The organism is Streptomyces sp. GESEQ-35 (assembly GCF_017948485.1).
Classification (GTDB): domain Bacteria; phylum Actinomycetota; class Actinomycetes; order Streptomycetales; family Streptomycetaceae; genus Streptomyces.
This window is the reverse complement of record NZ_JAFFSX010000022.1, coordinates 149643-165061: the sequence shown is the minus strand read 5'-3', so window position 1 is coordinate 165061 and position 15419 is coordinate 149643. Positions and strand designations below refer to the sequence as shown.

At 70.4% G+C, this 15419-nt stretch carries 11 protein-coding genes; 6 read left to right on the top strand and 5 right to left on the bottom strand.

Annotation, left to right across the window (positions count from 1 at the left end):
- Window positions 1–200 precede the first annotated feature (200 nt).
- Genes KCH87_RS34115 through KCH87_RS34100 form a run of 4 tightly spaced genes read left to right on the top strand, consistent with a single transcriptional unit; the run spans window position 201 to window position 3967 of the window.
- A complete protein-coding gene (locus tag KCH87_RS34115; RefSeq protein WP_210591316.1) occupies window positions 201–2540 on the top strand; it encodes a nitrate- and nitrite sensing domain-containing protein in 2340 nt (779 codons plus the stop codon).
- Complete coding sequence (locus KCH87_RS34110) at window positions 2537–2971, top strand: roadblock/LC7 domain-containing protein (protein ID WP_210591314.1); 435 nt, start codon at window positions 2537–2539, stop codon at window positions 2969–2971. The genes KCH87_RS34115 and KCH87_RS34110 overlap by 4 nt, the downstream gene beginning before the upstream one ends.
- Window positions 2968–3360, top strand: a complete 393-nt coding sequence (locus tag KCH87_RS34105) for a DUF742 domain-containing protein (RefSeq protein WP_210591311.1) — start codon at window positions 2968–2970, stop codon at window positions 3358–3360. The genes KCH87_RS34110 and KCH87_RS34105 overlap by 4 nt, the downstream gene beginning before the upstream one ends.
- Window positions 3341–3967, top strand: a complete 627-nt coding sequence (locus tag KCH87_RS34100; RefSeq protein WP_210591309.1) for an ATP/GTP-binding protein — start codon at window positions 3341–3343, stop codon at window positions 3965–3967. The genes KCH87_RS34105 and KCH87_RS34100 overlap by 20 nt, the downstream gene beginning before the upstream one ends.
- Window positions 3968–4028: 61 nt before the next feature.
- Here the strand turns inward: KCH87_RS34100 and KCH87_RS34095 are convergent, their stop codons facing one another.
- From KCH87_RS34095 to KCH87_RS34075, 5 genes are all read right to left on the bottom strand, one after another.
- Window positions 4029–5462, bottom strand: coding sequence for a S28 family serine protease (locus KCH87_RS34095; RefSeq protein WP_210591306.1), 1434 nt, complete (start codon window positions 5460–5462; stop codon window positions 4029–4031).
- A 109-nt stretch (window positions 5463–5571) separates the two neighbouring features.
- Window positions 5572–5958 carry a hypothetical protein gene (locus KCH87_RS34090; protein WP_210591303.1) on the bottom strand — a complete coding sequence of 129 codons (387 nt, stop codon included), beginning with the start codon at window positions 5956–5958 and terminating at the stop codon, window positions 5572–5574.
- 77 nt (window positions 5959–6035) lie between these two features.
- On the bottom strand, window positions 6036–9755 hold the full coding sequence (locus KCH87_RS34085; protein ID WP_210591300.1) for an ABC transporter ATP-binding protein: 3720 nt from the start codon (window positions 9753–9755) through the stop codon (window positions 6036–6038).
- Window positions 9756–9845: 90 nt separating this feature from the next.
- Window positions 9846–10883 (bottom strand): esterase-like activity of phytase family protein, encoded by a 1038-nt coding sequence (locus tag KCH87_RS34080; protein ID WP_210591297.1) that lies wholly within the window; start codon window positions 10881–10883, stop codon window positions 9846–9848.
- A gap of 48 nt (window positions 10884–10931) precedes the next feature.
- Window positions 10932–11792, bottom strand: a complete 861-nt coding sequence (locus KCH87_RS34075) for a serine hydrolase (protein WP_210591294.1) — start codon at window positions 11790–11792, stop codon at window positions 10932–10934.
- A 244-nt stretch (window positions 11793–12036) separates the two neighbouring features.
- Here KCH87_RS34075 and KCH87_RS34070 point away from each other — a divergent pair, with 244 nt between their 5' ends.
- Together KCH87_RS34070 and KCH87_RS34065 are read left to right on the top strand one after the other, a co-directional pair.
- A complete protein-coding gene (locus KCH87_RS34070; RefSeq protein WP_308298987.1) occupies window positions 12037–12972 on the top strand; it encodes an EamA family transporter in 936 nt (311 codons plus the stop codon).
- A 120-nt stretch (window positions 12973–13092) separates the two neighbouring features.
- Complete coding sequence (locus KCH87_RS34065; protein WP_210591291.1) at window positions 13093–15345, top strand: glycosyltransferase family 39 protein; 2253 nt, start codon at window positions 13093–13095, stop codon at window positions 15343–15345.
- The last annotated feature ends 74 nt before the right edge of the window (window positions 15346–15419 follow it).

Genomic DNA, 15419 nt, shown 5'->3' with positions numbered 1-15419 from the left:
CATCAGGACGAACCAGTCTTGAGATCATTTGTGCAGTCGGTAGGCTCCTGCTGTCATGACGCGGACCCTGCTTCCGGGCAGTCCGTCATCACTCACCGGCGGGGACTTCTGTGGCACTCCACGCACGAACCGCACGACAGCGGGCAGAGCAAGAGACGGGACACCGGCAGGCCGTCCAAGAGGCTGCCCCGGAGCGCCGGTTGTCGCTCCGGACGATTCTGCTCGTCCTGGCCCTGGTGCCCTGTGTCGCCCTGGTCGGTCTGGGAGCGATGAACTCGGCCCAGCTCTATGGAGACTGGAACCACGTCCACGACCGGAACGAGTCGGCGAAACGCTTCGGCGGGCCCCTTCTCGGCATTTTCGCCGAAGTGCAGGCGGAGCGGCGGCTGACTGCGGTGGCCCTCGCGGACCCTGATGGGGACCGGTCCGGGCTGACGCGTCAGCGGCAACTCACCGACAAGTCCGTACAGACCCTCGAAACGCTCTCCGACTCCGCCCCGGCAGATCTCTCCGTGGCATTCCGGGACCTCGACCGGGGCCTGAAGAAACTGCCCGAGTACCGGACCGCCGTGGACCGGCGCTCCGCCGACCCGCAGCAGACGTTCGACGGCTACACCGCGGTCATCGCCTCGGACATGGAGTTGTTCGAGGACTTCAGCAACATCGGCTTCGGCGAACAGACCGTCCTCGCCCGGCCCCTGCTCGACGCGCAGTGGGGCCTGGAGATGATCTCGCGCGAGGACGCGATCATCGCGGCAGGGGTGGCGAGCGGCCACCTCACCGGTGGGCAGCACTTCCAGCTCTCCGGGGCGATCGGCGCTCAGAACCACATCTACGACGACAAGGTCCTGCCGCAGCTGGCCGACGCACGGGCCAAGGACTATCAGAGCGTGCTGTCCGGCACCGCCTGGAAGCAGAAGGCCGGCATCGAGCAGAAGCTCCTCGGCACCCAGAAGACCGACAGCGCCGGCCGGACCGCCGTGGCCGCCGGTGTCGGCAAGGAGTGGCAGCAGAGCCTGACCGCGATCACCCCCGCGCTGGGGCAGGCCGCCGCCGCCTACTCCGACGACCTCGTCGCCTCCACCGAGGACGTACTCGGCGGCCTGATGACGAACATGCTCCTCAACACCGCCGTGAGCGCGGCGGCCGTCCTGCTGATGCTCTTCATCACGCTGCGCCTGACCGGCATCCTGCGCCGCCGGATCTTCGCCCTGCGCTCCGAGGCCCTGGAACTCCAGACCCGGCTGCCCGATCTGGTGGACCGGCTGCGCCAGGGCGAGAAGGTCGACACCGACGCCGAACTGCCCGAGATCCGCCACGGCGACGACGAACTCGGCCAGCTCGGCCAGGCCCTCAACCAGGCCCGCGGCACGTCCCTGGAGACCGCCGTGCGAGAGGTCGAGCTGTACCGCGGCTTCGAGCGGCTGCTGCAACGCATCGCCAGGCGCACCCAGTTGCTCATTGGCATGCAGATGAAGCGGCTCGGTGAGATGCAGCGGCAGCACGAGGACCCCGCGGTCCTGGAGGGGCTGTTCGACCTCGACCACCTGGCGGCCCGGCTGCGCCGCTACGAGGAGAACCTGGTGATCCTCGGCAACGGACAGCCGCAGCGCCGCTGGCGCAGACCCGTGCTCCTCATGGACGTCATGCGCTCCGCGCAGGGTGAGGTGCAGGACTACCGGCGCATCCGGATCGACACCGACGGCGAGACCTGGCTCTCCGAGCGCGCCGTCGGTCCCATGGTGCACGTCCTGGCGGAACTGATGGAGAACGCGGTGTCGTTCTCCCGGCCGCCGACCCCGGTCGAGGTGACCGCGTCCCAGGTGGGGCGTGGCGTCGCGATCGAGATCGAGGACCGCGGCATGGGCATGGACCCCGAGCAGTACGCCGAGGCCAACGCGCTGATGGCCGACCCGCCCCGCATGGACGTGATGTCCCGCGCCGACGACGCCCGTCTCGGCCTGTACGTCGTGGCCCGGCTGTCCGCCAACCTGGGTCTGCAAGTGGAGCTGCGGCCCTCGTCCTTCGGCGGCACCCGGGTGGTCGTCCTGGTGCCCGGGGAGCTGATAGCCGACGGCGGACCGCTCCCCGAGGAGCTCCCCGTCCCCTCCTTCCCCGACCAGCTCGCACTGCACGGCGCGCCCCGCTCGGACCGGACGGACGATCACTCCGGTCCCCGGACGTACCCCGGCGAGCAGGAGACGTTCACGCGTCCGCTCATCGGCCCCTGGATCGAGCCGCCGGCCCGCCCCGCCCCTGCCACCGGGCCGCCGAGCACCGGCCCACTGCCCCGGCGGGTACGGCAGGCCAGTCTCGCCAGCGAACTCCGGCAGCCTCCGCCCGCGTACCCGGATGCACCCGGCACGGACCCGGCCGAGGCGCAGCGGCCACTACCCCGGCGTACCGGGGCGCGCTCCGGCGCCACCGTCGGCGCCTTCCAGCGCCAGTCCCGGACGGCCCGGCTCAGGCCCGCCCCCGACCACCAACCCGACGAACCCGCACCGGGCCCCGACCGGACCCGGAAGGAAGACGGACGATGACTCTGCGAACCACGGCCACCAACTCCGACCTCGACTGGCTGCTCGACCGTCTGGTCGACCAGGTTCCGGGCACCCGGCACGCCGTCGTGCTGTCCGACGACGGGCTGGTCGTCAGCCAGTCCGGCAGCATCGTCCGGGTCGACGCCGAACGCCTGGCAGCCATCGCCACCGGCCACCAGAGCCTGGCCCGCGGAGTCGGCGAGGTCTTCGGCGGTGGCGCGGTCCACCAGGTCATCATCGAACTGGACGAGCTGTGGCTGTTCATCAGCTCCGCCGGCCGCGGGACCCATCTGGCGGTCGTCGCGGACCAGGAGGTGGACGCCGAGGTGATGGCCGTCGCGATGGACACCCTCGTACAGCAGGTGGGGCAGCATCTGGGTACCGAGATGCGGGTCGTCCAGGGGCATACGGAGGGCGGTGTACGTGAGTGAGGCACTGGGCCGACGCGGCGGCGGACGACGATGACGCGGAGGAGAGCCTCGTCAGGCCGTACACGATCACTCAGGGGCGTACGGCCTCGGCGCGGGACGACCTCACCCTCATCACCGTGATCGCCACCGTCAGCGCGCCCGGCGACCAGCACGCCGACCGCGGCCTGCAACCCGAGCACCGGCTGATCCTGAGGCAGTGCCGCACACCCGTGGCGCTCGCCGAGGTCGCCGCCGGGCTGCGGCTGCCCGTCGCGGTGACGAAGATCCTTGTCGACGACCTGCTCGTGCGGGGAAGGGTGACGGCGCGGCCGCCGCTCACGGTCGTGCTGGGCGAGGAACCGGACATGATTCTTCTTCAGGCGGTGAAGGATGCCCTACTCAGACTCTGACGACCAGCAGACCGGGGCACCCGCGTCCGCGGCGGACACCGCTTCTGCGCTCGCCGCCGTGAAGATACTGATCGCGGGCGGGTTCGGCGTCGGCAAGACCACCATGGTCGGGGCCGTGAGCGAGATACCGCCCCTGAACACGGAGGAGCAGCTGACCGTAGCGGGCCTCGGCGTGGACGACCTCGTCGGGGTGGAGGACAAGACCACCACGACCGTGGCGCTGGACTTCGGCCGGATCACGGTGAGTTCGCAGCTCGTCCTGTACCTCTTCGGCACCCCGGGTCAGGAACGCTTCTGGTTCATGTGGAACGACCTGGTGCACGGGGCCCTCGGTGCCGTCGTCCTCGCGGACACCCGGCGGCTGGAGAGCAGTTTCGCGTCCATCGACTTCTTCGAGAGCCGCGGCGTCCCGTTCGTCGTCGGCGTCAACTGCTTCCACGGTCTCCAGGACCGCACCGTGCCCGAGGTCAGGGACGCGCTGGACCTCGACCCGAACGTCCCCGTCCTCATGGGCGACCTGCGGGAACGCCGGGCGAGCCGGGACCTGCTGCTGGCGCTGGTCAACCGGCTGATGGGAGGCCGGGCACCGCTCCCGAGCCGCCGTTGAAAGCGGCACGGTCCGGTGGACGTCTGCCACCGGACCGCGCCGCGATCGTCCGCCCCGGCCGTTACGGCCGCAGCGTCGGCTCGCGCTCCACGTCACGCACGTCGAGCTTGGAGTCGAACTTGGCCAGCGGCTTGGCCGCCGCCGGGTCCGACTGGACGGCGCTGGAAGCGACGCCCGCCCACTTGAGGATCTTCGCCGTCGCGAGGGCCTTCTCGTCGGCGACGAGACCCGCGACGTTCGCGCCGTGGTTGAGGCCCGGCGCGGTGAAGACGTACGAGTCCTTCGCGCCCTTGCCGAGGCGGAACTGCTCGGCGCCCCACGGGTCGTTCTCGCCGTAGACGTAGAGCATCTGGTTCGCGTTGTGGCGGACCCAGTTGTCGACGTCCTTCATCGCGGACGGCTGGAACTTCATCGGGATCGACCGCGGCACGAAGTTCCGCGGCGGCAGGTAGCCGTAGCGGATGTACTTCTTCTCGATGTGCGGGAAGACGATCGTCGGCGCGCCCAGCTGGGTGCCCGCCTGGTAGAAGTACGGCGTGTACGGCTCCAGGCCCTGGTCCGTGTAGAAGGAGAACCCGGCGATCGTGTCGATCGAGCTCCAGATGTCGTCGTCGGTGGCGTTCTTGGCGTCGGCCGGGATCGTGTCGCAGTCGGAGAGCAGGCTGTACTGCCAGAAGCCCCAGACGTAGTCGAGCACGGTGGCCTCGTAGGCCTTGTCGAGGCTGCCGACGGTGTCGAAGGTGTAGCCGTTCTCGGCCGCGTACGCCTCGTACCGCTTCTCCATCGGCTCCCGGCGCACCAGGGCCTCGCGCTGCACGCCGTTCAGCCGGTCGCGGCACTCCTTGGTGCCGACGGTCGCGAAGAAGCGGTCGTACGCCGAGTCCTCGTTGTTCACCACGTCGTTGGGGGCGACGTAGGCGACGACGCCGTCCATGTCCCGCGGGTAGAAGCGCTCGTAGTAGGTGGCGGTCATGCCGCCCTTCGAACCGCCCGTGGAGACCCACTTCTCGGAGTAGATCTTCTTCAGCGCCTTGAAGATGCGGTGCTGGTCGCTGGCCGCCTGCCAGATGTCCAGCTTGGTCCAGTCGGCCGGGTCGGGCCGGGACGGGGTGAAGAAGCGGTACTCCATGGAGACCTGGTTGCCGTCCACGATCTGGGTCGGCTCGCTGCGGCGGGGCGTGGTGGAGACGTTGTAGCCGCCGGTGAAGAAGACCGTCGGGCGGGCTTCGTCCTTGTGCAGCACGGTGATCCGCTGCTGGAACGTGCCCTTGGACGGGTGCCGGTGGTCGACCGGCTGGGTGTAGTTGAGTACGAAGAAGCGGTAGCCGGTGTACGGCTTCTCCTCGACCAGGCTCATGCCCGGAACGGAGAGCAGCTTCTCCTTGATGTCAGTGGTGCCGGTGGCCTCCGGCCCGGCGGCGGTGGCCGCCCCAGCCGTGCTCAACGTGCCTATGAGCACGGTGAGCGCCAGCAACCATCTGAGCGCCTTGCGCATGCACCCTCCCGGTAATTACAGATGTGCGCCGGAAGCTAGCGCGGCAAGTCACCCGAGCACCAGGGGACATGACAGGTCGATGGGGAAAACCCTGTAGAAAACCTGTGGTTCAGTACGAGATCCAGCCGGTGCTGACCGATCCCCCGCCCACAGCACCCTTCACGCGCACGCTCCGGTGGCCCATGTGGACCAGCGGCGTGCTGATGCGGTGGGTGCGCTTGTCCTTGTAGGCGACCGGGCGGTGGCCGCGCACCTGCACACTCACCGACATCGTCCGTTTGGGGCCGGGGTTCTTGGCGAGCGTGACGGCGCAGATACGGCGCCCCTGCTTGAAGACCTGCACGGCGCCGGTGGAGAACGGGAGTGTCCTGACCTTGCGGCCGGCGCAGGGGGCGGCCGCGTGCGCCTCGGCGGGCACCGCGAGCGCGAGCAGTCCGGACGCGGTCAGCACGGCCATGCCGAGCGCGAGCCCCCGACGTATCGCACCACTGTCCACTGTCGCCCCTCCTGTACCCGGACCATGAGCGTACGGGTGTACGGACGCAGGACGTATGTCGGATGGTTGCACGACCGTCAGCGGGACGCGCCGACCGGTTCCTCCGGCTCGGACTGCCCGAGGAACGTCCGCCACAGCGCGGCGTACTGCCCGTCCCGCGCGAGGAGTTCCTCGTGTGTGCCGTCCTCGGCGACCCGGCCGTGTGCCATCAGCACGACCCGGTCCGCGCGGGCCGCGGTCGTCAGGCGGTGGGCGACGACGAGTGTCGTACGGCGGCCTGCGAGGCGGTCGGTGGCCTGGTTGACCAGGGCTTCGGAGGCCAGGTCCAGGGCGGCCGTCGCCTCGTCGAGGAGGAGGATGTCCGGGTCGACCAGCTCGGCGCGGGCCAGGGCGATCAGCTGACGCTGGCCCGCGGAGAGGTTGCGGCCGCGCTCGGCGACCTCGTGCAGATAGCCGCCGTCGAGCGTGGCGATCATGTCGTGCGCGCCGACCGCTCGGGCCGCCGCCTCCACCTCGGCGTCGGTGGCGTCCGGGCGGCCGTAGGCGATGGCGTCGCGGACGGTGCCCTGGAAGAGGTACGCCTCCTGCGGGACGACGCCCAGGCGGTGCCGGTACGAGGTGATGTCGAGGGCGCGGAGGTCCATGCCGTCGACGGTGACGCGGCCGCCCGTCGGGTCGTAGAAGCGGGCGACGAGCTTCACGAGCGTCGACTTGCCGGCGCCGGTCTCGCCGACGAAGGCGACGGTCTGGCCGGCGGGGATGGTCAACTCGATGCCGCCGAGGGCCTCTTCGTCATGGCCGTAGGCGAAGTGCACGTCCTCGAAGGCGACCTCTCCACGGAGCGAGAGGACGTCGAGCGGCTCGTCGGCGCTCTTCGTGGACGTCGGCTCCTGGAGCAGCTCCTGGATACGGCCCAGCGAGACGGTCGCCTGCTGGTAGCCGTCGAAGACCTGGGAGAGCTGCTGGACGGGGGCGAAGAACAGGTCGATGTACAGGAGGTACGCCACCAGCGCGCCGGTGGTGAGCGTCGCGTCGTCGATCCTTCCCGCGCCCGCGATCAGTACGGCCGCCGCGGCGACCGACGACAGCAGCTGCACGAACGGGAAGTAGATCGAGATCAGCCACTGGCCCCTTGTCCGGGCCTGCCGGTAGCTGTCACTCCGCTCCGCGAACCGCTGCCCGCCGTCCCGCTCGCGCCGGAAGGCCTGCACGATCCGCAGCCCGGACACCGACTCCTGGAGGTCGGCGTTGACCACCGAGACACGTTCACGGGCCAGTTCGTACGCCTTCACGCTCGCGCGGCGGAAGAAGACCGTGGCGATGATGAGGGGCGGGAGGGTCGCGAAGACGACCAGTGCGAGCTGGATGTCGATCACCAGCAGGGCGACCATGATGCCGAAGAAGGTGACGACCGAGACGAACGCCGTGACCAGGCCGGTCTGGAGGAAGGTCGACAGCGCGTCGACGTCCGTCGTCATCCTCGTCATGATCCGGCCGGTCAGCTCCCGCTCGTAGTAGTCGAGTCCGAGCCGCTGGAGCTGGGCGAAGATCTTCAGACGGAGTGAGTACAGAACCCGCTCCCCCGTCCGTCCGGTCATCCGGGTCTCGCCGATCTGCGCCGTCCACTGGACGAGCACGGCGAGCAGCCCGAGGAGCGAGGCCGCCCAGACCGCGCCGAGGGCGAGTTCCGAGACACCGCTGTCGATGCCGTGCCGGATCAGGACGGGCAGGAGCAGCCCCATCCCGGCGTCCACGGCGACGAGGCCGAGGCTGATGAGGAGGGGCAGACCGAAGCCGCGCAGCAGCCTGCGCAGGCCGTAGCTCTCCTCGGGTTTCACGGCCCGTGCCTCGTCGATCTCCGGGGTGTCGGTCGCCGGGGGCAGTGCGTCCACCTGGGCGAGGAGTTCGGGGGTGGCCGGGGTGCCCTCCATCGCGATGTCGCGCGGCGTCCGCTCCCCCGCCCACAGCCGGGGCGTGATGCCCCGCTCGGCGTCGAACTCGGCGTCCAGCTCGTCCCGTACGGACGTGTCCTCCCGTGGGCAGGCGGGCCGGGCGTGGCCGGGCGAGACGCCGCCGAGCTCGTCCGGGTCGGTGAGCAGACGGCGGTACAGCGGCGAGCGTTCCTGGAGTTCCTCGTGGGTGCCGATGTCGGCGAGCCGGCCGCCGTCGAGGACGGCGATGCGGTCGGCGAGGTTGAGGGTGGAGCGGCGGTGGGCGATGAGGAGGGTCGTCCGGCCCTCCATGACGTGCTTCAGCGCCTCGTGGATCTCGTGCTCTACGCGGGCGTCCACCGCGGAGGTCGCGTCGTCGAGGACGAGCAGCCGCGGGTCGGTGAGGATCGCGCGGGCGAGCGCGACGCGCTGGCGCTGGCCGCCGGAGAGGGTGAGGCCGTGCTCGCCGACCGTGGTGTCGTAGCCGTCGGGCAGTTCCCTGATGAAACGGTCAGCCTGGGCCGCGCGGGCAGCCGTCTCGATCTCGTCGTCCGTCGCGTCGGGACGGCCGTACGCGATGTTGCTGCGGACCGTGTCCGAGAAGAGGAAGGAGTCCTCGGGGACGAGCCCGATCGCGGCCCTCAGCGAGTCGAGGGTCAGCTCGCGGACGTCGTGGCCGCCGATGAGGACGGCGCCGTGGGTGACGTCGTAGAAGCGCGGGAGGAGGAGCGAGACCGTGGACTTGCCGGAGCCGGAGGAGCCGACGACGGCGAGGGTCTCGCCGGGGCGGATCTCGAAGGTCAGCCCGTCGAGGACGGGGCGGTCGTCCTCGTAACCGAAGGAGACGTCGTCGAACTCGACGGTGGCGGGCGCGTCCGCGGGAAGGGTCTTGTGGCCCTCCTCGATCGTCGGCTCGGTGTCGATCAGCTCCAGGACGCGTTCGGTGCCGGCGCGGGCCTGCTGGCCGACCGTGAGGACCACGGCGAGCATGCGGACCGGGCCGACGAGCTGGGCGAGGTAGGCGGAGAAGGCGACGAACGTGCCCAGCGTGATGTGGCCGCGCACGGCGAGCCAGCCGCCGAACGCCAGCATCGCGACCTGGCCGAGGGCGGGGACGGCCTGGAGGGCCGGGGTGTACTTGGAGTTGAACCGGACCGTGCGCAGCCGCCCCGCGAACAGCTTCCGGCCGACCTCCCTGAGCTTCCCGGTCTCCTGCTCCTCCTGCCCGAAGCCCTTCACCACGCGTACGCCGCTGACGGCGCCGTCGACGACGCCCGCGACGGCGGCGGCCTGGGCCTGGGCGTACCAGGTGGCGGGGTGCAGCCTGGCGCGGCTGCGCTTGGCGATGAACCAGATCGCGGGCGCGACCGCGACGGCGACCAGCGTGAGCGGCAGCGACAGCCACGCCATCACGACCAGGGAGATCAGGAAGAGCATGAAGTTCCCGATGGTCATCGGGAGCATGAAGAGCAGGCCCTGGATGAGCTGGAGGTCGCTGGTCGCCCGGCCGACGACCTGGCCGGTGGACAGCTCGTCCTGCCGGCGGCCGTCGAGCCGGGTGATCGTCCCGTACATCTCGGTCCGCAGGTCGTGCTGGACGTCGAGGGCGAGACGGCCGCCGTAGTAGCGGCGGATGAAGGTGAGGACGTAGACGATGACGGCCGCGCCCACCAGGGCGCCCGCCCACGTCGCCATGGACCGGCTGTTGTCGCCGACCACATCATCGATGATCACCTTGGTGATCAGCGGGACCAGCGCCATGACGGCCATGCCGACGAGGGAGGACCCGAGCGCCAGGACGACGTCCTGGGGGTGGCGCCAGGCGTACGCCCACAGTCTCCGCGCCCATCCCTGCCGCGCTGCCACGTCGGTGCCTCCCCGTTCTGTTGGATCTACGGAAGGCACCAACGCTGCGGCAAGCGGATTTCATCCCTCCGCAATGATCGCCGTAAAGGATCAGATACGTACGCGGAGGTCGTAGAACCGCGTCGTCTGCACCGCATTCTGGTTGTCGTCGCTCACCAGCAGCACCTTCAGGCGGCCCTTGCTCCAGCCCGTGACGGTCATGCCCTCGATGTTGTCGAGGAGGGGGTTGGGCTGGGGCTGCTTGGCGGTGGCGCCCAGTGACGGGCAGTTCACGATGTCGGCGAGGAGGGTCTTCTTGACCAGGCGTACGCCGTTCTGGCCGGTCAGGGTGTCGATGCCGCTGGTGTCGGTCGCGCGGCGCGGGTCGGCGAGATAGAGGCGGACCGTGTTGCCGACGCCGGCGGTGAAACCGCGCTCCAGGACGAGGATGCGGCCGTCGGGCAGCGCGGTGACCTCGGGGACGCCAAGGCCGGTGTCGGCCTGGTAGGCGTACTGGGCGCCGAGCTCGAAGGTGCCGTGGTGCCGCTGCCAGGTCTGCCAGCGGACGGTGCCCGTGGAGTCGCCGGAGAGCGCGTACTCCATCGACGCGAGCAGGGTGCGCCCGCCGGGCAGCAGGGTCAGGCCCTCGAAGGTGCCGTTGGAGACGCCCCGGCCGGCCGGAGCGACCTGGAGGGAGCCGGGCACGGGCAGACGGTCGAGGATCTTGCCGTCGCGCGAGTAGCGGCGTACGGACGGCTCGGTCTCGGAGCTGATCAGGCGGGTGCCGTCCCGGTCTGCGACCAGGCCCTCGGAGTCCAGCGCGGCGCCGCTCTCGTCGGCGAGCTGGACGACTGACTTCGGCTGGAGGGTCTCACCGTCCAGCGTGAACAGCGACGAGCGGTCCGACACCGCGGCGAGGTCGCCGTTCCGGTCCACGGCGAGCGCGGAGAAGTTGCCGACGTAAGTGCCCTGGTACGTCGTCTTGTCCAGGGCGTCGGAGAAGCCCTGGATGGCGACGGAGGGCGAACAGGCGTGGCCGGTCTGGATGTTGGTGCCCGCGCCGGCGGGCCCTGCGGCGGTGAGGCAGGTGGCCGCCGCCAGGCCGGCGGTGGCGGTCGCGAGCACGGTTCGTACGTTTCTCAGGCGCATGGGCGTCACCGTAGGGCGGGTCGGTGACGGACGGGAGACGGGCAGGCGTCAACTGCCGGACGCGGCCAGATCCCGGTGGATGACCTTGGCGACGCCCTGAATGGTCGTGATGCCGTAGTTCATGGTGCTGTTGCCGTGGGTGAGCACCGTGACCATGTAGTCGTGACCGCCGCCCTTGAACGTACCGACGCTGTGCACCCGCCAGCCGTGCGTGGCCCGCTGAAGCCAGCCGTTCTTGACGTGCACGGAGACGCCGGAGGGGACACCGTACGGAGTGCCCCAGCGCTGGGACGCGATGACCTGGCTCATCAACTTGACCATGTACGCACGCGCGTTGTCGCTCAGGACCGTGTTCTTGGCGGTGACGAGCTGGAGCAGCTTCTGCTCGTCGGTGACGGTGATCTGGGTGAGTCCCCAGTAGCCGCCCGTGCCCGGCTTGGTCTGCGTCATCTTGGCCGCGGTGAGGAAGCCCTTGATCTTCGTCAGGCCGAGCTGGCTCCAGAGGGTGCTGGTCGCCGCGTTGTCCGACTTGGTGATCATGGCCTTGGCGAGCGTGGCCTCGCGGTCGGTGAGATAGCGGTTGTGCTTCTTCGCGTCCCACAGCAGCGTGGCGAGCACGGTGACCTTGACGACGCTGGCGGAGTCGTAGGCGGTGGAGGGGCGAAGCGTGCACCTCGTCTTGGTGCTGCGGTCGTAGAGGCCGACGGCGACCGTCCCCGTGCGGTTCGTCACGGCCGCGGTGATGTCCTTCTGGAGCTTGACGGCAAGGCCCGCCTTCGCCGACGTACAGCTGACGGCGGGTGCGGTCGCCGCGGCGGCGGGCGAGACGGCGACCACGCACGGTATGAGGATTCCCGCGCCGAGAGCCAGCGACAGCGCTCTCGCACGTCCGAATGTCCGGTGAGTCATGCCCCTGTTGACTCATGAGTTCGAGGGAAAGGTTGTACGGCCAGGTAGGATCCCCACGTGAACATTTACTGGCACGCCGTCACTCCCCCTCCCTGCGCCTGACCGGGCGCAGACGCTGAGGGTTTGATCCTCGGATCCCCCGGCCCCCGACCGACCCGTACCGGGCGGTGAGGGGCCGTCGTCGTGCGCCCGTTTCGGACCCGGTCCCAGACGCAGACGCATTCGACGACGGAAGACCACGACTGTGCCGAACCGCACCACTTCCTTGATTTCCGCGCGCCCGGACGCGCGTCTCCTCAGCGGCCCCGCGCCCATCCTCATCTCCGCCGTGCTGTGGGGCACGACCGGAACCGCCAGTTCCCTGGCCCCGGCCGGCGCCCCGGCGGCGGCCATCGGCTGCGCCGGTCTCACCCTCGGCGGCCTCCTGCTGTTCCTCACCTCACGCGGCGCCCGCTCACTGCCCGCAGGCTGCACCCGCCGCGAACGGTGGCTGCTGGTGCTGGGCGCACTGGCGGTGGCCGGGTATCCGGTCACCTTCTATCCGGCGGTGGCCCGGACCGGCGTGGCGGTGACCACGGTGATCGCGCTCGGCAGCGCACCGGTCTTCGCCGGACTGCTGGCCTGGATCACCGGACAGGCCCGGCCCACGGCACGCTGGACCACCGCCACCGCGGCCGCCGTACTGGGCTGCACCCTGCTGGTGCTCGGTCCCGAACTCACCGGACACGCAACGCCGATGGATCTGACGGGCGTCGGGCTCGCCGCCGGAGCCGGACTGTCGTACGCCATCTACTCGTTGATCGGCGGCAGGCTCATCACCGACGGACACCCGTCCGACGCGGTGATGGGCGTGCTGTTCGGCGGGGCCGGGCTGCTCGTCCTGCCGCTCGTGCTGTTCCTGGACATGCAGTGGCTGACCGCGACGCGTGGCGCGGCGGTGGCCGGCTACCTCGCGCTGTTCACCGTCGCCCTGGCCTACCGGCTCTACGGGTACGGGCTACGCCACACGCCCGCGTCGACGGCCACGTCACTGACCCTCGCCGAGCCCGCCGTCGCCGCGGTCCTGGGCGTCGCCGTCCTCGGTGAACGCCTGCCGGCGGCCTCCTGGTGCGGGCTGGCCGTGCTCGCGCTGGGGCTGGTGTTCATCAGCGGTGACACCGACCGGTTGAAGAAGCACTGATTGAAGAAGCACTGATTGAAGGAACGCTGAACCAACCATGACCTGGCCCTTGGGCGATTCACAGCCCGGGGCCAGGTACGGCACAGCGCGCACCCACCCCCTCCATGCAGGCTGCCGCTCGTGACGTCTGCCACTGATCCACTCCCCCACACGACCGTGACCCCCGAAGAGCCGCCGCCGACACCTCCCGCGGCGCCCCCGGACACGGCACCCCGCTGGTCACTGCCCGCGCTCGTCGCGATCATGATCCTGGCGGGCGTGCTGTACTCCTGGAACCTGTCGTCGTCCAACCTCAACAGCTTCTACAGCGCGGCCGTGCTCAGCGGTACGCAGAGCTGGAAGGCGTGGTTCTTCGGCTCGTTGGACGCGGGCAACTTCCTCACCGTCGACAAGCCGCCGTTCGCGCTGATGGTCATGGGCCTGTCGTGCCGGATCTTCGGCTACGGCACCTGGCAGATGATGGCGCCGATGATCGCGGCGGCCCTCGGCACGATCTGGATCGTGCACTCCTCCGTGAAGCGGGTCTGGGGCCACGCCGCGGCGACCGTCGCCGCCCTCGTCCTGGCCCTCACCCCGATCACGGTCGCCATCAACCGGGACAACAACCCCGACACACTGCTCGTGCTCCTCATGGCCGCCGGGGCCGCACTCGCCCTCCGGGCCACCCGGGACGGCAAGCTGCTGCCGCTGCTCGGCTCCGCGGCCTGCTTCGGGCTCGCCTTCAACACCAAGATGCTCCAGGGCTACATCGCCCTCCCCGTCGTCTTCGCGGTCTACCTCTACGCGGCCAGGCCGAAGTTGGTGAAGCGGATCGTCAACCTGGCCCTCGCGGCCGTCGTCCTGGCGATCTCCAGCTTCTGGTGGGCGGCCGCGGTGTCGCTGGTGCCCGCGTCCGAAAGGCCCTACATCGGCGGCTCCACGGACGGCACCGCCTGGGACCTGATCATGGGCTACAACGGCCTCGGCCGGGTCCTCGGCGGCGAGGGCAACGGCGGAGGCGGCGGTGGCGGAGGCGGCGGCTTCTCCGGTACGGCGGGACTCGGCCGTCTCTTCAACGACATCCTCGGCGGCCAGATCTCCTGGCTGATCCCCTTCGCCGCGATCGCCTGCATCGGCGGCCTGGTGCTGTGCGGCCGCGCCCCGCGCACCGACATGACCCGCGCCGCGCTGGTGATGTGGGGCGGCTGGACCGCGCTGCACTATCTGACCTTCGCGATGGCCGAGGGCACCATGCACCCGTACTACACGACCGCGCTCGCACCCGGCATCGCGGCGCTCTGCGGAGGCGGCGGCGTGATGCTGCTGCGTGCCTTCCGCGCCGACAAGCGGTGGGTGTGGGTGCTGCCGGCCGGCCTGGCGGTCACCGGCATCTGGGCCGTCGTACTGCTGCGCCGTGCCTCCGACTGGAACACCTGGCTGTGGCCGACGGTCGCGGTCGTGATGGCTCTGGCGATCGTCGGCCTGTTCCTCTTCCGCTCAGGCAACCGCGCACGGCTGCTGGCAGCGTCCCTCACCGCGGCGATCGTCGCGGCGGTCGCGGGCCCGGCGGCGTACGCCTGGTCGGTGCCGTCCGGTTCGGGCGGCGGCATGGGCGGTACGAATCCGACGGCCGGTCCGTCGACGGGCGGCGGCATGGGCGGCGGCCCCGGCGGGGGTGGTGGCGGTGGTCGCGGCGGCTTCGGCGGCGGCGACATGCCGGGCGGCGGGCAGCAGGGCGGCCAGAACGGGCAGTCCGGACAGGCTGCCGGGGGCTTCCCGGGCGGAGGCACACCCAGCGGAGCGCCGAGTGGGGCGCCCAGCGGCGGTACGTCCGGCGGCACGCAGCAGGACGGCGCCCAGCAGGGCGGCGGCTTCCCCGGCGGCGACGCCCAGGCGGGCGGCACTCCTCCGAACGGCACCTCCCAGAGCGGCGGCCGCGGTGGCGGCATGGGCGGCGGTGGAGGCATGGGCGGCGGCGCCAGCACCGAGCTCATCTCCTACCTCAAGAAGCACCAGGACGGCGCCACGTGGCTGCTCGCCGTCTCCAGCTCGCAGAGCGCGGCCCAGCTCATCGTCAGCAGTGGCGAGCCCGTGATCTCGATGTGGGGCTGGTCGGGGTCCGACAAGGCGATGACCCTCGCCAAGCTCAAGGAGCTGGTGAAGAGCGGCAAGCTGCACTACATCCAGATCGGCGGCTCAGGGATGGGCGGCGGTGGCGGCATGGGCGGCGGCTCCACCCTCTCCACCGAGGTGACGGAGTGGGTGCAGAAGAACGGCACGGCGGTGAAGGAGAGCGAGTACAGCAACAGCTCGGCCTCCGACTCCGCGTCGGACACCAGCAGTACGTCCACCGAGTCGTCGATCTACCGTCTGGACCCGTCGGACGTCAGCTGACGATCCGGCCCCAACGGCCCCCGACCTTCCGGTCGGGGGCCGTTTCGCGTGTCAACTCGCGTAGACAAGGGGCG